Raw genomic sequence first — 21,849 nt, 5'->3', positions numbered from 1 at the left:
ACAAATCTTCTAAAACTTATCAAATTCAATTAATTATATTTTAGTATTTTTCTTACTTTTACAGGACTATATTTTTATTAAAATTTTATTTATGAATTACGAATTTAACAGCCATCAATCCGAAAAAGATCTACATCCTATTTTAAAAATACTATCATTTTTAATTCCCTTATTAGGCATTTTAATTTATTTAAAAAAAAGAAATGCACAACATAAAGCAGCGTCCTCGGCTTGCGAAATGGCTATTGGTGGTTTTTTCTTTTTTATATTTTTAAAGATGCTTCTATACGCATATGAGACAAGAAACGGATACTTTTTTAAATGAAATTATTGCTTTTCTATAAAATTATATATCGCAATAGGAAAAGGAAAAGTTTTCAATTTTTGAGAATCCACTCCGTTTTTAATTTCCTCTTTTACTTTAATTTTCCAGAATTGTATGTGCAGGTGCTGATGCGAAAGTTTATGTATCAAGGTCGATTCGCTGTAATCCTCTATACTTATAATGGTATAACCTGAAAAAATTTCGCTCTTAGCTTTTTTAGAAACCAAATCAAAATCGGCAATAGCTTCTGTTTCTAACAAAGGAAACTCATATAAATTATGCCAGATTCCTTTTGCCGTTCTTTTTTGAATTAGCGTATTTCCTAAAACATCTTCTAAAATCAAATAATTAAAGTAACGATTGGTTACTTTAAGTTTTTTAGATTTTACAGGAAGCATATTTACTTTTCCTTTTTGCAATGCGGCGCAGCTTTCGTTAAAAACACAAATAGAACAATCAGGACTTTTGGGCACGCATTGCAACGCACCAAACTCCATTATCGCCTGATTAAAAATTGCAGGATTATCTTTAGGCATTAATTCCTCAGCCAAGGCAGCAAACTCTTTTTTGGTTGCCGGAAGCGCTATATCAGACTCAATATCAAAATAACGCGACAATACTCGAAACACATTTCCATCTACCACAGGAACCGATTCGTTATAAGAAAAAGAAGCAATTGCTGCTGCTGTGTATTCTCCAACTCCTTTTAGTTTTAAAAGTTCTTTATAAGAATCAGGAAAAATACCATTTAACTCATCACTTATATATTGAGCCGTTTTATGAAGATTTCGAGCACGAGAATAATATCCCAAACCTTGCCAAAGCTTCAAAACTTTCTCTTCTGAAGCATCTGCTAAATCTTTTACTGTAGGAAATTCTTTAGTAAACGAAAAAAAATAGGGCATTCCTTGCGCAACTCGTGTCTGCTGAAGCATAATTTCTGAGAGCCAAATTTGGTACGGATCGACCGTTTTTCGCCACGGTAAATCACGCTTGTTCTGTAAATACCATTTTATCAATATGTTATGAAAATCCATTGCAAAATACTTAGATTGCAAAAGTAAATGTTTATGTAATTAAAATTTAACGAATTAGCTTGATTAATTATTTTTTTAATTCCTATATTTGCAAACTCAAAAAAATAGTACACCATTTATAAAATAAAATAGGAAAGAAAATGACGAAAGCAGATATCGTAGCGAAGATTTCAGAGAAACTAGGTCTTGAAAAAGGAGACGTTCAAGCAACAGTAGAAACTTTTATGGAAGAAGTTAAGACTTCTTTAGAAACTGGAGACAATGTATACCTTAGAGGTTTCGGTAGTTTTATCGTTAAAACTAGAGCTGAAAAAACTGGAAGAAACATTTCTAAAAACACTACTATTAAAATTCCAGCACACAACATTCCTGCGTTTAAACCTGCAAAAGTTTTTGTAGAAGGGGTTAAAACAAACAACGAAGCAAAATAATATTAATTAACATAAATCGACACAATATGCCAAGTGGTAAAAAAAGAAAGAGACATAAGGTAGCTACTCACAAACGTAAAAAAAGAGCGAGAGCTAACCGCCACAAAAAGAAAAAGTAGTTTTAAACTACTTTTTTCTTTTTAAACGTTCATTGAAATTGAAGATTAGTGTTCAGTCATCAGATTTTAGTATTCAGTTTACTGATTACTTAGAACTGCAAACTGCCTGCTGATTTTCCCCGGGTTCAATACCTGTTAAAAATATTGTTTAATCCATCTGTAGATAAGATTTTAGATTTTAGATTTCAGATTTTAGATTTTTTACTAAGTCTATATTCTTTTCTCTTTTCTCTATTTTCTGAAAAAACAGATAAAAATTTACAGTGTGAATAAAGAATTAATCATTAGATCTAGTTCTGATGCAGTAGATTTTGCCTTATTAAAAGATGGAAAACTAATTGAATTACACAAAGAAGAAGAAAAAAGCAACTTTCAGGTTGGTGATATTTTTATTGCCAAAATCAGAAAACCAGTTGCTGGACTTAATGCTGCTTTTGTAAATGTAGGTTTCGAAAAAGATGCCTTTTTACATTATCATGATTTGGGTCCAAATCTAGCTTCTCAACTGAAATTCATAAAACTTGTAAGCGCAGGTAAATTAAAAGATTTCTCCCTAAAAACCTTTCAGTTTGAAAAAGAGATTGACAAAGATGGCATCATTACTGATATTTTAAGTGCCAATCAATCTGTCTTAGTTCAAGTAGTTAAAGAGCCGATATCGACCAAAGGTCCAAGGATAAGTGCTGAGCTTTCTCTTGCCGGAAGATTTATCGTTCTAGTTCCTTTTTCTGATCGTGTTTCTATTTCTCAAAAAATAGAAGACAAAAAAGAAAAGGATCGTCTAAAAAAACTTGTTCTATCGATCAAACCTAAAGGATTTGGTGTTATTGTTCGCACAGTAGCCGAAGGCAAAAACGTAGCCGAATTAGAAAAAGATTTGCAGAACCTGCTAGGCAGATGGTCTGCAATGTGTAAAAAATTACCAACTGCTCATCATCCATCAAAAGTATTAGGAGAGCTTAACAGAGCTTCTTCGATATTAAGAGATGTATTCAATGATACCTTCAGCGGTATTCAAATAGATGATGAAGAGTTGTACCATCAAACGAAGGAATATCTGCAAGAAATTGCACCTTCAAAACAATCGATTGTTAAGTTTTATCAATCAAATGACACTCCAATTTTCGAGAAATACAATATAGAGAGACAAATCAAAACTTCTTTTGGGCGAACTGTTTCCATGAGTAAAGGTGCTTATCTTATTATAGAACACACTGAAGCTCTTCACGTTATAGACGTAAATAGCGGAAACCGTTCCAACAAAGCAACCAACCAAGAAGACACAGCCATGGAAGTTAATATGATTGCCGCTGCAGAAATCGCAAGACAACTTCGTCTTCGTGATATGGGTGGTATAATCGTAGTTGATTTTATCGATATGTCTAATCCTGAAAATAGGAAAGTTTTGTTCGACTTCTTGCGAGAAGAAATGAGCGACGATAAAGCAAAACATAAAATATTACCGCCGAGTAAATTTGGTTTGGTCCAGATTACAAGACAGCGCGTAAGACCAGAAGTGAATATCAAAACCAGAGAGGAAGATCCTAACAAACATAATGGTGAAATTGAAGCTCCAATTTTAATCATTGATAAGATCACCGCTGATTTAGAAAGACTTTTAAAAACCCACAATAAAGTTGTGTTAAATACACATCCGTTTGTGGCTGCATACCTCAGCAAAGGTTTTCCATCATTACGTTCAAAATGGTTTTTTGAACATAAGAAATGGGTGAAAATCATACCTCGTGACGCTTACACGTACTTAGAATACCATTTCTATGATAAAAAAGGAAATGTTATTTCAGAATAAATCAAAAACCGCCTTTCGTGAGATTGGCGGTTTTTTTGTGCTTTTTTATAACATCTTTTATGTCGTATACTAACATAAAAAAAGCTTATGCGTTTACAAAATATTTATATTTAAAGTAAGTTTATATAATCTTTAAAAGATAATAAATGAAAATTGTTACGACTTATAGTTATGAGAAAAAAAAATATGCCATTTACCCTCTTATAACAATCTTTTTTTTGCTTTCTTCGAAAGTGACTGCGCAAAACGATACTCTCTTTTTTGATAAACAATGGAAAATATCTACCAAAGAAGTCGCTTTTTATTACAGAATTAAGCCTTTAAAAATAAAAACAAAAGATGCTGTAGGATATAAAATAAAGAATACTGACTCTCTTTTTACAATTAAAGACTACTATTTAAATAGTAATAAAATACAATTTCAAGGCTATTCTAAAGATTACAATGGCAACTATTTAGTTGGGAAAGCAAAATGGTATAATGAAAACGACGACACAATTGAAACAAAAGAATTTAACTACAGAGAAAACAATACTACACCAAAATTTAGGATCCCAGATTGGCCTATACTTTATTTAAATTATTCAATTGCCAACAAAAGTCTTTTAACTGCGGGTATGGAATTTTGTTTAGATTGCCATACTGACAACAAACTCTTCATAGGTGCTGGGTACGGAATTACAAATAGCTACAATGACAAATATTATGGCCTTCCAGATCTTCATTTATCATTTAATACAGAATATTTTCTATTTTTAAAAGCTGGGAGCTCTACTAAATATGCATATGCAATGGGAGGCGTAACCTTTTTAAAGATGATAGATTTAGGCTTAGGTTATTCACTTCCCTATAACAAAGAAAAAATTCCAACTTATCAGGGATTTACCACTTCAATTACGTTCCGATTTACAAACAATAAAAATGTATATGGCAAATTCAAAATCATGTAATAAATTCTACTCCCTCACAATTTCAATTCTCCTTCTTATTTCATTCCCAGAAGCATCCACAACCGTAATGTAATGCGTTCCTGTTGTGGGTGTAATAGGCAATTCGTGAAATGTTTTGGTTGTGGCTTTATAAACATCATCAACATACCAAAACAATTCTTTATCCCTTTCAGAATACGCTACTTTCAAAATTACGGGCTGTACGTTGCTGTTAAAGTCCTTTGTCAAATAGATTTTACTATTCGCTTTCGGATAAATAAAGTCCATTGTAGTGGCTTGTGTTCCTTCGCATCCTTCTTTAAATGGCGGTAACGACAAATATTCAATATGCTGGCTTTTATAATACCAAGCCATAACAGGAGGCAGTACAAACCAGTTTTTAGTTACAATATTATCGATACTCTCGCAGCTGCTATTTACCTGAAACTGCTCTGTTTTATCTAAATGAATTGTTCTGTGATATGGGCAGACCTTGGTCGATTTACCTTTTTTAGTAACCCATTGTTTGATTTTCGGACAGTTGTCTTTTGCCAAATAACCGCTTAGACGGCAAACCTCAACTTCAGCTAAATCATTATACGGCGTATCAAACCATCGTTGTCTTGGCAGTAAATTAAAAACGTCAAATAAAATTGGTGCTGCGCTGGTTACTCCTGTTAAGGTTGGTCTTCCTTCTCCCGTCGCATTTCCCACCCAAATTCCGACCACATATTTTGAATTGGTTCCAATAGCCCAAGCGTCACGATTCCCAAAGCTCGTTCCTGTTTTCCATGCAATTTTAAGAGAACTGTCATAAAACTTCCAAGCTTCATCTCCTTCTGGTCTATTGACTTCTTCCATTGCATTATACGTTAACCAAATTGATCCAGCGCCCAAAATATTCTTCTGATAGGTTTCTGATCCAAAATCGGGCTTAAAATCGTTTTTATAGTTAAGTTTGGTAAATTCATTAGTTCGATACTTGTTCTTATTTTTAGTATAATAATTGATCGTTGATGAAAGATTTGCATATGTTCGACATAAATCCCACAAATTACTTTCAGCACCTCCCAAAATCAGCGACAAACCATAATGATCAGGAGTTTTATTGATGTTTTTTAATTTGAATTTCTGTAATTCTTCATAAAACTTGTTTACAGTAAATTCCTGAAGCATCAAAACCGCAGGAATATTCAACGAACGTGATAAAGCGCGATGTGCAGGCACAGCTCCATCAAAAGTTAAATTAAAATTCTGAGGTGTATATCCTGAAATTTGTGTTGGAATGTCAGCAACTAAAGTATTCGGCAACAATTCGCCATCATCGAGCATTGCGCCATATAAAAGCGGTTTTAAGATACTTCCAGTACTTCTTGGCGCATCAATAATATCAACATCTTTTTGATGATTCGAATCTGCCGGAGAATTCCCAACATAGCTCATTACGTTTCTATTATGAACATCGATTACTAAAATAGCTAAATTATGAACTTCATTCTGCTTGTACTGATTGTAATAATATCTCGCGATTTGATTGACCCTATTTTGCAAAGCATAATCAATCGTCGTTTTTACTCTCGTTCCCTCTTCGTTTTTAGCTACTCTTTGCAACAAATGAGGTGCAATTTGAGGAAGATCATATGGCTTTTGAGGCAAAGGTTCTTCTATCGAAAGTTCGTACGTCTGTTTATCGATAATACCTTCCTGATACAGTTTTAATAAAAGTCGGTTTCGTTTGTTGAATAATTTGATTTGATTTTTTCCAGGATAAATTAGACTTGGTGCATTCGGCAAAACTGCTAAAACTGCATTTTCTGCCCAAGACAACTGATTAGACTGCACTCCGAAATAACGCCATGAAGCCATTTCTAATCCTACGACATTTCCTCCAAATGGCGCATGCGCTGCATACATTTCGAGAATTTCATTTTTAGAATATCCTAACTCCAATCTAGTTGCTAGAATAATTTCTATTATTTTTTCGAAATAGGTTCTGTTTTTTCCTTTTCGGGATAATCGAATGACTTGCTGAGTCAGCGTACTTCCGCCTCTGACAACTTTTCCTGCTTTTCTGTTTTGTTTAAAAGCATTAATCATTGCACCGGGATTAAAACCGGGATGTTTATAAAAATATTCGTCTTCAAAATAAACAATACATTTCTTGAATTTATCAGGAACGCTGTCTTGCGCAGGGAAACGCCATTGTCCATCTCGGGCAATTTTAGCCCCGAGAAGTTCTCCTTCTTTGCTTTCTATAACGGTAGAATATGGTTCTTTGAACAAAGTTCGAGGTATTGAAAAATAGTAAATCAGCAAGAGCAGAAATGCAATTGCTGATTTTATTTTGTTTCTTTTTATCCAATTTATTATGCGCTGGAAAAACGCTTTTAATTTATTTTTCAATCCTTATTTTTTTAACCGCAAAGACGCTAAGATTTACGCAATCCCGATAGCTATCGGGACACAAAGTTTTTTCTCGCAGATTCAGGAAATCTTATATTATCTACTTGATCTGCAAAATCTGCGGGAGACTTTTTTTTGCTAAGTTCTCAAAGTTTTTTGCCACAGATTAAAGAATTAAAAAAGATTTTAAAATCTGTGCTAATCTGTATAATCTGTGGCAAAAAAAAATTACTTCACAACCTCAACCCAAAATCCTTTTGTTCGGGCTAGGAAAGTATTATCATACATTGCTTCGCATTGCAATCCAGGTAAATAATAGTTTCCTAAATACGATGCATTTAGCAGAATTCTGAAAACTTTGGTTTCTCTGGCCTTCATTCCAAAATAGAAATTAGTTCTGTCATCACGAATGTCAATATAATCTGCAATGTTGTTTACAGCATCTCCGTAATCTGTAAAACGAGTATTTACAATTTCGAATCCTGAAGGCAGAATTTGTGATAATGCCACGTTTTGAACACTTTCTCCTCTTTGGTTTTTAATTGTAACCTCAGCCACAAATTCAGTTCCTTGATTAATTCTTGAAACATTGATTACGCTTCCTTTTCTGTTTTTGAAAACTATAGAAGCGATAACATCACTTTGAACCGCATTTTCTTGTCCGATTGGCAAAATTCCTGTGTTTAACACACGAACATAAACCGTATTGGCTTTATTGTTTTTCAACGTAATACTGTTTGAACCTGAAGCAACAGATAAACTGCGATCTGCAACTGATTTACCTGTGTTTATGGTCTCGCCTTTACCGTTTTTACTAAACTGAATGTTGATTCCTTTTGGACCATTGCTTACTGCAAATTTCGACATTGCGTATAAACAGTAAGCCGTTGTTTGCGTACTCATCCATTGATTGGCTGACATTTCTTTGGCTAATTTTGTCGCAGTTACGAATGCTTTTTGTTTCTGGTCTAAAAGAAGCATCGTTTCAAGAGCCATTGCTCTGTTTCTTTCGTTTGAACCATAATAGTAATAACTGTATTCATCTGAACTTCCATCAATACTAGTTCTTAAGAACAAACTTTGTCCTGCTGATTTCTGACCTGCTAAAACATAAGCCGCTGCCAAACGAAGCATACTTTCATTCGAAATACCTTTTGTTTCACGCAATCTGTTCATTGATGATAAATCGGCATTTCCAGCTAAAGCTAAAGTGTATAAACGATACGCCTGAGCTAGATCATTTCCATATTTAGGCTCAAATCGCCATTGTTTCGCTTCTTTCTGCTGATAACCTAACCATTTTGATTTGAAGTTTATTGGCAATACATACCCTTTTTTCTCTGCTTCAATTAAGAAATGTCCAGCGTATGAAGTTCCCCAATCGTCTGCAATTGCATTTCCTTGCCAGTAAGGCATTCCTCCATTTGATAATTGGAAATTACCTAATCTCTGAATTCCGGCTGCAATATTTTTTTGAATTAAATCTTTACGTTTCGCATCAATATCAGCAACATCGCCTAAATATAATTGCGGGAATACTGACGAAGTTGTCTGTTCCACGCAACCATGCGGATATTGAATTAAGAATTGTAATCTTCCATTCAAATTCATTGACGGCATTGACGAAACTTCCAATCTTGCTTTATTGCTTCCAGCGATTCCAAATGTTTTCCAAGAAATAGTTTTTGTACTGTTTGGCGTTAAAACAACATCTGTAAAAGTGCTCGTAACCGGATTTGGATTCGTCATATCGATTTCGACATCATAAGTTGATTTTTCGCTTCCAGATGTCGCAATTACCTGAACTTTTGCAATTCCAGTCGCAGAACCTACAACCAAATTAAAATAAGCCATTTTCTCATCTGGCTGTGCAAAACTTAGTTTTTGAACCGCGCTTCCCATTACTTTCAATCCGTTGCTGGTTTTTACCTGAATTGAAACATTTTTGATTTTATTTTCAGTTGCAAAAACAGTTACTGGCAACGTTACTTTTTCAGAAGGTGAAATTTTTCTTGGCAACGAGGCCAACACCATCAACGGACTCTTAACCTGAGTTGCTTTTTCAACACTTCCGTAAGCGCTTGTATTTGCATCTCCCGCTACAACCATTGTTCGAACTGAACCAATATATTTTGGCAGTTTTAATTCGTGCGATTTTGTTTCTCCTTTTCCTAATTTAAATGGTCCGTAATATAATACTACAGGTTTAAAACGATTGGCTTTTTTAGCTTTTCCGCCTCCTAAATCCTGGTCACCACCAATACTGAAAATCTGATTTATTTTTCCCCCGTAAGCTCCAATTACATCATCGTAAATGTCCCACGTTTTTACACCTAAAGCTTCACGAACATAGAAACTATCCCACGCATTTGGCGTTTTAAAACGAGTTAAATCCAAAAGACCTTCATCTACAACTGCAATTGTATACGTCATTTCTTTACCCGATTTCTCGCCTACTTTTACCGTGAATGGCTGTTCTGGTCTTAATACGTCTGGCATATTAAGAGTCGGTGCCAAAATGGTGTTTTTATCTACCACTTCAATCGGCACAATTCCATACATACGAATTGGCGAATCATTTTTGGTTGAAGCATGTGGCTGTAATAATGTAATATTAAAATATACATTGGGTGCCATTGCTCCTGTAATCGGAACTTCAACTTTTGTTTCTCCGTTTTTCGTTTCAGCCCAAATAGTCTGTACAACTCTTGAACCATTTTCGATCGAAATTAAAGCACGTCCGCCTTCACTTGAAGGGAAAGAAATCTGTGCTTTTTCTCCCACTGCATAATTTTTCTTATCGGTAGAAAAAACTAACATATTAGCTGTAGATGCATCTCTATTTCTTGTTTTTCCAGACCAGATTGGCCAGTCGATATTTACGGTCAAAGAAGTTGCATGGCCACTTTCTCCATCTTCCACACGAATTAAATAACGTCCCCATTCTTCGTCAGTCAAAGCAAATTGGAAACTTCCTTTTCCGTTAAAATCCGTATTGATGACAAAAGTCTTGTATGAAGTCGTTGCATTTGAAGAGTTGTAATTTGATAAATTATCGCTTGAAGAATCCCACCACCATCTCCAGTCTACTTTGTAAACTCTTACTTCGAGATTGCGAACTGATTTTGGTCTTCCGTTTTCATCAACCGTAGCCACTTCAAAACGATTGTTTGTTCTCGTTTCAAGCATGCTATACTTATTCAATTCTGGCGTTTTAAGTCCAACATACGTTTTGTACGGAGAATAAGTTATCGACATCACATCGGTACTAAAATCTCCTCCTTCTTCATACACTTTTGTAATGAATGAAGCACGAAGCATTCCTGGTGCTTGACCTTGCAATCTTGGCTGGATGTTTACTGAAGCTTTTCCATTTTCATTCAATTTCCCAGAGAAAATATTGATTTCTTCTGTGCTGAATTGACGAGCCAAATCATCAAAAGTATATTTTTCATAACCTTTAAATGTTGTGCTTTGTTGAGAGAATTTAGCCTGCATCTCTACATTCAAATTCTTAGCAATTGCACCGTGAAGCCACGTTACTTCAAGATTATCCGTATTTGGATAAGAAGCCGAAAGTGTTTTTCTGCTAAAGGTATTTTTTATTTTTAAACGATTTGGTTTGATGGTTTCAATCTTAATGCTCTTATAGAATTTAGCTCCACCAACGCTCACCATTGCTTCCCAATTCCCTGTTGGAGCATCTTGATTTGTTGGCACTATAAAAGCGTAATGGTTTAGATCATTTGTTTTTTGAACGGTCTGATAAACTGTTTTACCATTCGGGTCGTTTAATCTGAATTTAATTGGATGTGATTTCGGAAGTTTATTTGCTGCATCATTTAAAATAAATGACAGATACAAATTATCTCCAGGACGCCAAACACCTCTTTCTCCGTAAATAAATCCTTTTAAGCCTTTTTGTAAAGTCTCTCCAGCAACATCAAAATTACTTACAGACAATGAAAGCCCATCGTCCAACTTTACATAAGTAGACTGGTCTCCTAAAGTTACAATAGCAAAATAAGCGAATTTGTCCAGCTGGAAAGAAGCAATACCTTCACTGCTTGTTGCTTCGGTCGCTATTTTTTGCTGTTGGAAATTATACAAATCTACTCTTGCATTCGAAACTGGTTCTGTTGTAACAATATTATTTACAGCAAATAAGTACGATTTGTTTTCGCCTCTTTTGGCAATAACTCCTAAATCTGATGCTAAAATATTAGTCGCAATTCTGGCATTGTAATAATAAGATCCTGTACAAGGATCTTGGCTTTCTCTCCAATCGTAATCATCGTAATAATAATCGTCGTAAGAGTTGCCACTATAGTTCACGTCATTTTCATCTACTTCTTCTTCCTCGGTTTCGTCGTCATTTCCTTCCGAAGTTTCACATTTGTAAAGCGAGTATTTCTTTTTATAAACAAATTCAACTCTGTAAATCGCTCCTGGTTCTGGTTTGATAATTTTAGATAAATCTAAAGCGTACGTATTCCATTTTGCCAGATTTACGAGCGTGCTTTCTTTTAAATTCAGGGTTGTTTTGGCAATTGGCTGGGCGACTTTCTTGAGATTTTGTCCGCCGTTTAATTCATTGTATTGAAGAAATTGCAGAATATTGTTTTTATAGATTTTATAAACCTTTACATCGACTGCACTTAGATTTACAGCTTCAAAATTCAGTTTTAAGTTGTTAGAACTTGGAAGAATTGTTCCGTTTTTAATAAAACGAACATTTGGTTTTATCTGATCAAAAGAAATTTTCTCAGAATAATTGTTTTCTAGTTTTTTGCCATATTGGCTTTCTATCCCTTGAAAAACTTCCAATAATAATTCGCCCGTAACAACTTGTTCTGGTTCTTCGTCTGGCACATATTCAACAGCATCTTCTACAACTGCGGCGGCAGAATCAACTGCTACTGCAGCAGAATCGACTACAACTGCTGCGGAATCTACAGTTACTGCAACTGGCTCTTGCACAGCTACTGCTACAGGTTCTTGCTTTTTAGAGGTATTTTGGTTTGTAAAATATACTTTAAGTAAATTACCTTGTGTGGAAAATTTCAAATTATTGGTATTCTGAATCGAAACCAATCCTGCAAAATCCTGACCTTTTTCTAATGGTTCAGAGAAATTAATCAAAACCTGCTGATTATTTCCGTCTGGAACTTCAACTTTTATAACTTTAAATTCGTTGATACTCGTAATCGGAAAATCGATTTGTCCTTTTTGATCAATATCAAAATCATTTCCGTCGTAAATAATTTCCAAATTAGAAGCTTCTGATTGACGCTGAATGCTGTCAATTATAAAACGAAATTCTTTAGCAGGGCCGTTTGTTTTCTCAAATTTAAGTTTAAGGTTATTTCCATTATGTTTGGCTTCAACAAGTTTTTGAGCTGTTTCAAGATCAATATTATCTGCTGTTTTTAAAACACAATTTAAATATTGGTATTCTTTACTGTATGATTGAATGTCACCTGTATTGATGGTAAAATCCTGCTTAACGGTTTTAACTGTAAAGTTGAATTTAGAAAGTTCTTTTTCTTTCTCTTTAGGAATGGCTGTCAGCTTATCTAAGTTTAAAGTAACTTGATATTCTGTTCCCATTTTGAGTTTTTTCTCTGGAATAAAAGCTAAGGTATTTGTCGAAAGTGCTATGACTTTTCCGTGAACACTCGGCGAAATATCAAACAAATCGTCGTCCAATTCTTGATTAGGTTTCCAATCGTTTTTATCGAATGCCAAAACCACTCGAATATCAGAATCTGCAGAAACGATACCGCCAGTAAAACTAGTAATGTAGTCTTTGAATAATGAAAAATCGGAATTAAAATCGGCCGCTGATTTGCGCCCGCAGGATTGAAAAATAAAAAACACAAAAAATACGAGAAATAATCCTTTTGCCTTCACTTTTATCTAGAGTTAATGGTTAACAAATTGAGAATTTAATGCGATTTAGCGCTAAAAGCCTTAACACCAAAATACAAATTAAATTACGATAAAAGTAAATTATTTTCCTCTTATTTTAAGAAGAAAATTCCGAAATAAAAATATTTAACTTTTGTTGAAGGATACAGACTACTGTAGAGATACTCAACGATTATTTACGTCTTTCCAAGAAAAAACGTTTCATTAAATCTGCAGCTTCATTTGCCATTACACCAGAAACAACCGTAGTTTTTGGATGCAATTTTGTTCCCATATTCAAAAATCCGCGCTGTTCGTCGCGTGCACCGAAAACAATTTTGGAAATCTGGCTCCAATATAAAGCACCCGCACACATTTGGCAAGGCTCAAGCGTTACATAAAGTGTACAGTCTTTTAAATATTTCCCACCCAGAAAGTTTGCCGCTGCGGTTATAGACTGCATTTCGGCATGAGCTGTAACATCATTTAATAATTCTGTCAAGTTATGACTTCTTGCAATTACTTTATCAGCCACAACAATTATAGCTCCAACAGGAATTTCGCCTTTTTCGTAAGCGATTTCTGCTTCCTGCAAAGCTTTTTTCATAAAATACTCGTCGGTGAAAGGATTTATCATACTTGCAAAAATAGGATTTTAGAACTTATTTTTTATTACTTTTAAATCGTGATAATAGAATATGGAAAGAAAACATAGAATAACTGTTCAAACAAACTACAAATTGATTCTGCCAATGCTGTTTGCGGTTATAACTGTACTTTTTTTCGGCTGCCAAAACAAAGAAGATAAAAAATCGAAAATTGACAATTTTGAAGTTGTCACTGATACGACAGCAGCAAAATCACATTCTTTAGATACGACTATAAGCAGAAAGACATTAGAACAAACACAATCGTCTGCGCTAAAAGTTGAACAAGTTGAATTAAAGAAAACTATACCAACAGTATCTGGAGAATCTACTAAGGATAAAATCTCTGAACAGAATACAGTAAAAAAAGATGATTCTTCATCAACTCTAAAACCCATCTCAAATACAAATGCTGAGTTCCCTGGTGGTATTGAACAATTTCATAACTTCTTCATGAAAGAATATAAAAAACCAGAAGACGTAAGCTATTGGAAACTCAATTTCACTCTCGCATTCGCAGTAGAAAAAAACGGTTCGGTATCTTTTCTTGAATGTTCTCCAGCCGTTGAAGAGCCACTGCAAAAAGAAATTATCAGAGTCTTAAGTTTATGTCCGAAATGGCAACCTGGAGAGTCAAATGGAAAAAAAGTTAGAATGCAATATTCTGTACCTATTTTATTGAAATAAGACTCCGCAAGAAAATTAAATTTAAAACCGTAAATTTGCTTTTTACCTTACAATGAAAAGCGATTTACTTTCCAACATATACAATCCTGCCGATTTGCGTCTTTTAAAAGAAGAACAGCTTACTCAAGTTGCTCAAGAACTTCGTCAGTTTATTATTGATATCGTTTCTGTAAAGGAAGGTCATTTAGGCGCAAGTTTGGGCGTTGTAGAACTCACCATTGCTTTACACTACGTTTTTAATACTCCAGATGATTTATTGGTTTGGGATGTTGGGCATCAGGCATACGGCCATAAAATATTGACCGAAAGAAGAGAAATTTTTCATACCAACAGACAGATCGGAGGAATTTCCGGATTTCCGAAAAGAAGCGAAAGTATTTACGATACTTTTGGCGTTGGGCATTCTTCCACTTCTATTTCTGCCGCACTTGGAATGGCGATTGCTTCCAAACTACAAGGTAATTTCGACAAAGAACATATTGCAGTTATTGGAGACGCCTCTATTGCCAGCGGAATGGCTTTTGAAGGTTTAAATCATGCCGGAGTAACTGATGCCAATATTTTGGTGATTCTAAACGATAATGCCATCGGAATTGATCCGAGCGTTGGTGCTTTAAAAAAATACCTTACTTCGGTTAAAAACGGCAAAAATCCGCGCCAGAATAATATCATTAAATCTTTGAATTTTGATTACTCAGGGCCAATAGACGGTCATGACCTTCCTAAATTAATCAAAGAATTAAATCGTCTTAAAAAGATAAAAGGTCCAAAATTCCTTCATATTGTAACTACAAAAGGAAAAGGATTGCAGCAGGCTGAGGAAAATCAGGTAAAATATCATGCGCCTGGAAAATTTGACGCTTCAACTGGAGAAATTCATTTAAAATCGGAAGAAAATCTTCCGCCTAAATATCAGGATGTTTTTGGCTTGACTATTTTAGATTTAGCCAAAAAGAATGAAAAAATAATCGGAATCACTCCTGCCATGCCATCTGGAAGTTCCTTAAAATTTATGATGGATGAATTCCCAAAACGCGCTTTTGATGTTGGAATTGCTGAGCAACACGCCGTAACGCTGGCAGCAGGAATGGCAACTCAGGGCATGATTGTGTATTGCAACATTTACTCCACATTTTTACAACGTGCCTACGATCAGGTGATTCATGATGTGGCATTGCAAAATTTACCTGTAATTTTTTGTTTGGACCGCGCAGGTTTAGTTGGCGAAGATGGCGCAACGCATCATGGTGTTTTTGATATCGCGTATCTGCGTTCGATTCCGAATATGGTTATCTATGCTCCACTGAACGAAATTGAACTTCAAAATATTTTGTATACCGTTCAATTAGGGATTGATCATCCCATCGCAATTCGATATCCAAGAGGTCGCGGAGTTTTGCCAAATTGGGAAATAGAAAATTTCGGACATTACGAAAAAATAAACTGGGGCGAGGCAAAATGCCTGAAAGATGGTACGAAAGTTGCTGTGCTATCGGCCGGAACAATTGGAAATAATGTTATAGAAGCACTTAAAGAATCAATAAATTCTGAAGAGATTGCGCATTATAACTTTAGTTTTATTAAACCACTAGATTACAACACATTAAATTCTGTTTTTTCAACTTTTGAACGTATTATTACAATCGAAGAAGGGGTTAAAAATGGCGGTTTTGGAAGTGCAATTTTGGAGTTTGCAGCATCAAATAATTTTAGAAATTCTATTGAAATTATGGGTGTTCCAGACGAGTTTATCGAACATGGAACGGTAAACCAACTGCAACAATTGTGTAAAATTGACGTTAAAAGTTTAATAAATCTTTTTTCTAACGGTTCAAAATAATTATTTTGCGACACCAAAAAAAAATTACCTAATGAAATTATTGCGTTCTACCCTTTTGCTATTATTGCTTTTGTGTACTTCTAATAACTTTGCCCAGATTATACAAACCACTTTAAGCCCGAATCAAGCACCTAAACCGCCATCCAACTGGAGCAGAAAGAATCAGGTTGGTTTTGACATTTCCGAAATTGCTTTTGTAAACTGGAGCGCGGGGGGAACAAGTTCTATTTCAGGATTATTTAAAGGTGAATTTGGAAGAACCTACACCAAGAAAAACCATAAATGGGTAAACGAGCTTATTGTAAAATATGGCTTAAATAAACAAGACGGAATTGAGTTAAGAAAAACAGACGACGCCTTTCAGTTTAACTCTACTTATGGTTTCAGAAAAGATACTGCTTCAGACTGGTACTACTCTTCTAAATTAAATTTCAACACACAATTTACAGATGGTTATAATTATCCAAACCGTGATGTTGCCATTTCTAAACCTTTCGCACCAGCATATATCTTTCTAGGAGCCGGAGCAGAGAATTCAAACAAAGAAAAAAACAGAGTATTTTACTTCTCTCCTATTACATTAAAAACCACTTTAGTACTTGATCAATATCTTGCAGACCAAGGTTCTTTCGGGGTTAAAAAAGCGGTTTACGCACCAGACCCGTTAGACCCTACTCAGCAAATATTGATTGAAAATGGCCAAAAGGTAAAAGCCGAATTTGGTATTCTTTTTACAGCTTATATGAAAAACGAAATCTATAAAAACGTTTTTTACGAAAACAGATTAAGTTTATATACCGATTACTTAAACAAATTCGGAAATGTCGATATTGATTATGATACGCGTCTTGATCTTGTTGTTAATGCTTACGTAAAGGCTAATATCGGTGTTCACCTAATTTATGATGATGATATTAAAACCAAAAAAGATGTTGTTGATCCAACTACAGGAACAACAACTCAGGTAAATGACGGCCCAAGAATGCAATTAAGACAAGTTCTAGGAGTTGGTCTGGTTTATGCTTTCAAATAAATAAAATAAGAATAATAAAAAATGCCTCTTTCGTTAATTTTGAAAGAGGCATTTTTTATTGCAGAAGAATAGATTTAACGCTTTTTCTGTCCTTGAATTGTTTCGTATAATTCAAGTGCGTTTCCGTCTGTTAGAAGCGAAACGTAGTGACAAATATGCAATAAACGTTCGTATAAATTAGTTTTATCTAAATGGTGTTTCTCTGGCAGCATTTTCAAAATCAATTTGTCATAATTTGAAGCCGTTCCTTCATATTTATTATTGAATGCTGTGATGAACTTATCCAATAATGTTTGAATGATTTGATAACCTACAATTTCTTTTTCTATCACTTCACGGCTTTGGTAGATTTTCTCAACACTTAGTTTAATGATATCATTCATCTGTGCTTTGTATTTGCTTTTGTCTGTTAAAGCATACGGAAAGTTTCCTGCAAGAATTGCTTCTTCATTTTCAACAAAGACATTTACAGCATCATTAATTAAAGTTCCGATAGCCAAAGCTCGTAAATAACTAATACGGTCTTCTTTTGTGGTTAATGATTTGTATTTAGAAACCCCAATATTGTCTTTTACGAGATTAATCAAATATTCTAAAGCAAAATCTTCAGAAACTAAACCTAAATTAATTCCGTCTTCAAAGTCGATAATGGTGTAGCAAATATCATCTGCAGCCTCGACTAAATAAGCCAAAGGATGTCTTTCGAAACCAATATCTTCACCAGATTTATTGGCTATCATTCCCATGTCTTTGGCTACTTCCTCAAAGAATAATTTATCAGACTGAAAGAATCCATATTTTTTATCAGAAATATTATTGGTTGGCTTTTTCGGAAGACTTTCTTTTGGGTATTTCATAAAAGCTCCCAAGGTTGCATACGAAATACGAAGTCCACCTTCAATTCCCGGACGGCTTGCTGTAAGAACTGAAAATCCGTTGGCATTTCCTTCAAAATCTATCAAATCCTGCCATTGTTTATCTGTAAGCTGATTTCTATATTTTTGTCCATTTCCGATAGAAAAATATTCTCCAATTGCTTTTTCACCAGAATGCCCAAAAGGCGGATTTCCAATATCATGCGCCAACGAAGCCGCGGCTACAATAGCTCCAAAATCGTTCATGTGATAACCGTGAACTTCTTTCAGGTAAGGATATTTTTCAATGATTTTTTTTCCAACCAAACGCCCTAGCGAGCGCCCAACAACCGAAACTTCCAAACTGTGCGTTAAGCGTGTATGAACGAAATCTGTCTTAGAAAGCGGAATAACCTGTGTTTTATCTTGTAAACTTCTAAAAGCAGCAGAAAAAATAATTCGATCATAATCTACTTCAAATCCCAAACGAGTATCATCTTGTTCTACACGTAATCTTTTGCTTGTATCGCCTTGACGTTTTAATGATAATAGCTGTTCCCAGTTCATTTGATTTTAGATTGATGATTAAAGATTTTAGATTGATGATCTAAATCTTGATTTAAGACTTCAAAAATACATTTTATTTTAGGATTTTCTTCTCCTTTAAAATTCTAAAGCAGTACTGTGCTTGATTTCTCCCATCACAAAAATACTGTTTGTATTCCCGATATTCTCAATCGTTGACAATTTATTCATTACAAAATCCTGATAACTAGCCATATCTTGCACCAAAATCTTGAGCATAAAATCGTAATCTCCAGCTATGTTATAACATTCTATAATTTCTGGAAGTGCCACAATATCTTTCACAAAATTGCTTCCAACATTTTTGGCGTGTTCTTTTAATCTCACATTACAGAAAACCGTCATACCTCGGTTCATTTTCTGCTTGTCCAAAAGAGCAACATATTTAGTAATATAACCGTCTCTTTCTAATCTTTTAATTCTCTCATAAACGGGCGTAACGGTTAGAAATAATTTACTCGCAAGGTCTTTTGTATTGATATTGCAGTCTTCTTGAAGGTATTTCAAGATCAGCAAATCGGTTTTGTCTAGATTTTCCATAGTTTTTTTTACTGCCAAAAGTTAATTTCAGACATCTATACAGAAAAATAATCTTTAAAATGGTATTTTAAAAACGCATTTTACTAAAATAAAAGCCAAATATAAGTTATAAAAACCAAGAACGTAAATTTGTTCAGTAAAAAATACTGAATCAAAAATGAAAACAAACAACTTAGGTTATCCACGAATTGGAAGCAACAGAGAGCTCAAAAAAGCATCTGAATTGTATTGGGCGGAAAAAATTTCTGCTGACGAACTTATTGAAACAGGAAAAGAAATCCGTCTTAAAAACTGGAAATTACAAGCTGAAGCAGGAGTAGATTTAATTCCGTCTAATGATTTTTCTTTTTATGATCAGGTTTTAGACCTTACGTTGACTCTTGGAGCAATTCCTGCTCGTTATCACGAATTAGCAAAAAACAATTCGGCTCTGGATTTGTATTTTGCGATGGCAAGAGGATCTCAAAAGAACGGACAAGATGTTGTGGCGATGGAAATGACAAAATGGTTTGATACCAATTACCATTATATAGTTCCTGAATTCACAAAAAACCAAAAGTTCGAATTGTTTTCAGAAAAGATAATCAACGAGTTTAAAGAAGCAAATGCTCTAGGAATTAAGACAAAACCTGTTTTAATTGGGCCCGTTTCTTATCTTTTGTTAGGAAAAGAAAAAGAAGAAGGCTTTAACCGAATTGATCTTCTTGATAATTTACTTCCTGTATACTTTGAAATTCTTGAAAAATTACAAGCAGAAAAGGCAGAATACGTTCAGATTGACGAACCTTTCTTAGCTTTAAATTTAACCGATAAGGAAAGAAGTGCTTTCACGAAAGTGTATAACGAAATTAATACTCGTTTCCCAAAACTTAAAATCATTTTAGCAAACTATTTTGATTGTTTTGGAGAAAATCTAGAAACAGCTCTGGCTCTGCCAGTTGATACTTTGCATTTAGATTTAGTTCGCTGTCCGCTTCAGTTAGATGATATTTTAGAATCAGGAAAACTGGCTCCAAACGTAAATCTTTCTTTAGGAGTTGTTGACGGAAGAAACATCTGGAAAAATGATTTTAAAAAATCTTTAGAATTAATCAAAAGAGCAACTGATGCTTTGGGCGAAAGCCGAATCTTGGTTGCGCCATCTTGTTCTTTAATTCATAGCCCGTGCGATTTAGATTTAGAAACAAACGATAAGACCTTAACTCCCGAAATCAAACAATGGCTGGCTTTTGCTAAGCAGAAAATCAACGAAATTGTACTTTTAAAACAATTTGCTTCAAACGAAGTGAACCTAGAAAACTCAGTCGATTATAAAGAAAATGTTCAGGCAAACGAAAACCGTAAAACTTCAAAATTAATTCATAATAATGAAGTTAAAGCTCGAGTAGCCGGAATCACAGCTTCAGACGACAAACGCAATAGCGCGTTTGCTATTAGAAGAAAAAGTCAGATTGAGGCCTTAAAACTGCCATTATTTCCAACTACAACAATTGGATCTTTCCCTCAAACAGCAGAAGTAAGAAGCTGGAGAGCGAGATTCAAAAAAGGAGAATTAACAGCTCAAGAATACAATGATTTAATCGAAAAGGAAACCGAAGCAACTATTCGTTTTCAGGAAGAGACTGGAATCGACGTTTTAGTCCATGGTGAGTTTGAGCGTAACGATATGGTTGAGTATTTCGGTGAGCAATTGGACGGATTCACTTTTACAAAAAACGGTTGGGTTCAGAGCTACGGAAGCCGTTGCGTGAAACCTCCTGTTATTTACGGCGATGTTTCAAGACCAAACCCTATGACTGTAAAATGGTCTCAATATGCACAATCTTTAACCTCTAAATGGGTAAAAGGAATGCTGACGGGTCCTGTAACAATTTTACAATGGTCATTCGTGAGAAATGATCAGCCTCGTTCTGAAACTTGTACGCAAATCGCTTTGGCAATTCGCGATGAAGTTGTCGATTTAGAAAAAGCAGGAATCAAAATCATTCAAATCGATGAACCAGCCATTCGTGAAGGTCTTCCGTTAAGAAAAGAAGAATGGGCAAAATATTTAGATTGGGCTGTAAAAGCATTCCGAATTTCTGCAAGTGGCGTAAACGACGATACTCAAATTCATACCCATATGTGTTATAGCGAATTTAACGATATTATCCAGAACATCGCCGATATGGATGCCGACGTTATTACGATTGAATGTTCTCGTTCGCAAATGGAACTTTTAGACGCTTTTGCAAACTTTAAATATCCAAACGAAATTGGTCCTGGAGTTTATGACATTCACTCACCACGTGTTCCATCAAGCGCAGAAATGGTTCGTTTATTAGAAAAAGCTTCTGCTGTAATTCCTGTTGACCAGCTTTGGGTAAATCCAGATTGCGGTTTAAAAACCCGTCATTGGGATGAAACTAAAAAAGCTTTAATCGAAATGGTAAATGCAGCTCAGGAAATGAGAGCTGCAGTAGAAAATCCTGTTACTTAATAGTTTTACCTAGAATATATTTTTGTTTTTTATGCCAGCAAATGAGGCCGAATATTAGTTATGATTCGGTTCGGCTTCATTTTGCTGGTATTATTTTTTAGAAGCAGAAAAATTTAGTTTTCAAAACAGCTTCTATCGGGGCTAAACCTCAAGTTTAATTTTCAGAAGAACTTTAGCAAAAAAAGCGCCCCAATTGGAGCGCTTTTTCATGTTTAGCTAA

The 21,849-nt window shown here is 34.7% G+C and carries 13 protein-coding genes; 7 read left to right on the top strand and 6 right to left on the bottom strand.

Annotated elements, in window-relative coordinates; genetic code table 11:
• Positions 1 to 327: 327 nt before the first annotated feature.
• On the bottom strand, positions 328 to 1,362 hold the full coding sequence (gene mutY, locus OZP10_RS11560; RefSeq protein WP_281631053.1) for an A/G-specific adenine glycosylase: 1,035 nt from the start codon (positions 1,360 to 1,362) through the stop codon (positions 328 to 330).
• Between the two features lie 140 nt (positions 1,363 to 1,502).
• On the opposite strand from mutY, the gene OZP10_RS11555 reads away from it, so the two are divergent.
• The 3 genes from OZP10_RS11555 (at position 1,503) to OZP10_RS11545 (ending at position 4,672) form a co-directional block, all read left to right on the top strand.
• The gene (locus OZP10_RS11555) at positions 1,503 to 1,793 is read left to right on the top strand and encodes an HU family DNA-binding protein (RefSeq protein ID WP_007805026.1); all 291 of its coding nucleotides are present in this window, start codon (positions 1,503 to 1,505) and stop codon (positions 1,791 to 1,793) included.
• Positions 1,794 to 2,177: 384 nt separating this feature from the next.
• On the top strand, positions 2,178 to 3,722 hold the full coding sequence (locus OZP10_RS11550; protein WP_281631052.1) for an Rne/Rng family ribonuclease: 1,545 nt from the start codon (positions 2,178 to 2,180) through the stop codon (positions 3,720 to 3,722).
• Between the two features lie 146 nt (positions 3,723 to 3,868).
• Entirely contained in the window at positions 3,869 to 4,672 is an 804-nt protein-coding gene (locus OZP10_RS11545) for a hypothetical protein (RefSeq protein WP_281631051.1), read from the top strand.
• Between the two features lie 6 nt (positions 4,673 to 4,678).
• Here OZP10_RS11545 and pbpC read toward each other — a convergent pair whose 3' ends face one another.
• The 3 genes from pbpC to OZP10_RS11530 form a co-directional block, all read right to left on the bottom strand.
• Positions 4,679 to 7,054 (bottom strand): penicillin-binding protein 1C, encoded by a 2,376-nt coding sequence (pbpC, locus tag OZP10_RS11540; RefSeq protein WP_281631050.1) that lies wholly within the window; start codon positions 7,052 to 7,054, stop codon positions 4,679 to 4,681.
• Between the two features lie 228 nt (positions 7,055 to 7,282).
• The gene (locus OZP10_RS11535; protein ID WP_281631049.1) at positions 7,283 to 12,967 is read right to left on the bottom strand and encodes an alpha-2-macroglobulin family protein; all 5,685 of its coding nucleotides are present in this window, start codon (positions 12,965 to 12,967) and stop codon (positions 7,283 to 7,285) included.
• Between the two features lie 190 nt (positions 12,968 to 13,157).
• Positions 13,158 to 13,601 (bottom strand): nucleoside deaminase, encoded by a 444-nt coding sequence (locus OZP10_RS11530; RefSeq protein WP_198854603.1) that lies wholly within the window; start codon positions 13,599 to 13,601, stop codon positions 13,158 to 13,160.
• A 61-nt stretch (positions 13,602 to 13,662) separates the two neighbouring features.
• Here OZP10_RS11530 and OZP10_RS11525 point away from each other — a divergent pair, with 61 nt between their 5' ends.
• From OZP10_RS11525 to OZP10_RS11515, 3 genes are read left to right on the top strand one after another with little or no spacing between them, the layout of a single operon-like run.
• Positions 13,663 to 14,298, top strand: a complete 636-nt coding sequence (locus tag OZP10_RS11525; protein ID WP_281631048.1) for a hypothetical protein — start codon at positions 13,663 to 13,665, stop codon at positions 14,296 to 14,298.
• A 52-nt stretch (positions 14,299 to 14,350) separates the two neighbouring features.
• Positions 14,351 to 16,138 carry a 1-deoxy-D-xylulose-5-phosphate synthase gene (locus OZP10_RS11520; protein ID WP_281631047.1) on the top strand — a complete coding sequence of 596 codons (1,788 nt, stop codon included), beginning with the start codon at positions 14,351 to 14,353 and terminating at the stop codon, positions 16,136 to 16,138.
• 31 nt (positions 16,139 to 16,169) lie between these two features.
• Positions 16,170 to 17,171: a DUF3078 domain-containing protein gene (locus tag OZP10_RS11515; protein WP_281634743.1), complete on the top strand. Its 1,002-nt coding sequence runs from the start codon at positions 16,170 to 16,172 to the stop codon at positions 17,169 to 17,171.
• A 74-nt stretch (positions 17,172 to 17,245) separates the two neighbouring features.
• On the opposite strand, the gene OZP10_RS11510 is transcribed toward OZP10_RS11515, so the two are convergent.
• Positions 17,246 to 18,592: a deoxyguanosinetriphosphate triphosphohydrolase gene (locus OZP10_RS11510; RefSeq protein ID WP_177211060.1), complete on the bottom strand. Its 1,347-nt coding sequence runs from the start codon at positions 18,590 to 18,592 to the stop codon at positions 17,246 to 17,248.
• 96 nt (positions 18,593 to 18,688) lie between these two features.
• Positions 18,689 to 19,150, bottom strand: coding sequence for an Lrp/AsnC family transcriptional regulator (locus OZP10_RS11505; protein WP_201998764.1), 462 nt, complete (start codon positions 19,148 to 19,150; stop codon positions 18,689 to 18,691).
• A gap of 157 nt (positions 19,151 to 19,307) precedes the next feature.
• Here OZP10_RS11505 and metE point away from each other — a divergent pair, with 157 nt between their 5' ends.
• On the top strand, positions 19,308 to 21,629 hold the full coding sequence (gene metE, locus OZP10_RS11500; protein WP_281634742.1) for a 5-methyltetrahydropteroyltriglutamate--homocysteine S-methyltransferase: 2,322 nt from the start codon (positions 19,308 to 19,310) through the stop codon (positions 21,627 to 21,629).
• Positions 21,630 to 21,849: the final 220 nt, after the last annotated feature.

This window comes from Flavobacterium luteolum (genome assembly GCF_027111275.1).
In the GTDB taxonomy this organism is placed as follows: domain Bacteria; phylum Bacteroidota; class Bacteroidia; order Flavobacteriales; family Flavobacteriaceae; genus Flavobacterium; species Flavobacterium luteolum.
The sequence above is the reverse complement of the archived record's forward strand: the minus strand, read 5'-3'. Positions and strand labels throughout refer to the sequence as shown.

Coding starts and splice junctions, on each gene's coding strand:
- OZP10_RS11530 (WP_198854603.1), bottom strand. CDS start 13,601: ATGATAAATCCTTTCACCGACGAGTATTTTATGAAAAAAGCTTTGCAG.
- mutY (WP_281631053.1), bottom strand. CDS start 1,362: ATGGATTTTCATAACATATTGATAAAATGGTATTTACAGAACAAGCGT.
- OZP10_RS11545 (WP_281631051.1), top strand. CDS start 3,869: ATGAAAATTGTTACGACTTATAGTTATGAGAAAAAAAAATATGCCATT.
- OZP10_RS11505 (WP_201998764.1), bottom strand. CDS start 19,150: ATGGAAAATCTAGACAAAACCGATTTGCTGATCTTGAAATACCTTCAA.
- metE (WP_281634742.1), top strand. CDS start 19,308: ATGAAAACAAACAACTTAGGTTATCCACGAATTGGAAGCAACAGAGAG.
- OZP10_RS11555 (WP_007805026.1), top strand. CDS start 1,503: ATGACGAAAGCAGATATCGTAGCGAAGATTTCAGAGAAACTAGGTCTT.
- OZP10_RS11515 (WP_281634743.1), top strand. CDS start 16,170: ATGAAATTATTGCGTTCTACCCTTTTGCTATTATTGCTTTTGTGTACT.
- OZP10_RS11520 (WP_281631047.1), top strand. CDS start 14,351: ATGAAAAGCGATTTACTTTCCAACATATACAATCCTGCCGATTTGCGT.
- OZP10_RS11510 (WP_177211060.1), bottom strand. CDS start 18,592: ATGAACTGGGAACAGCTATTATCATTAAAACGTCAAGGCGATACAAGC.
- OZP10_RS11525 (WP_281631048.1), top strand. CDS start 13,663: ATGGAAAGAAAACATAGAATAACTGTTCAAACAAACTACAAATTGATT.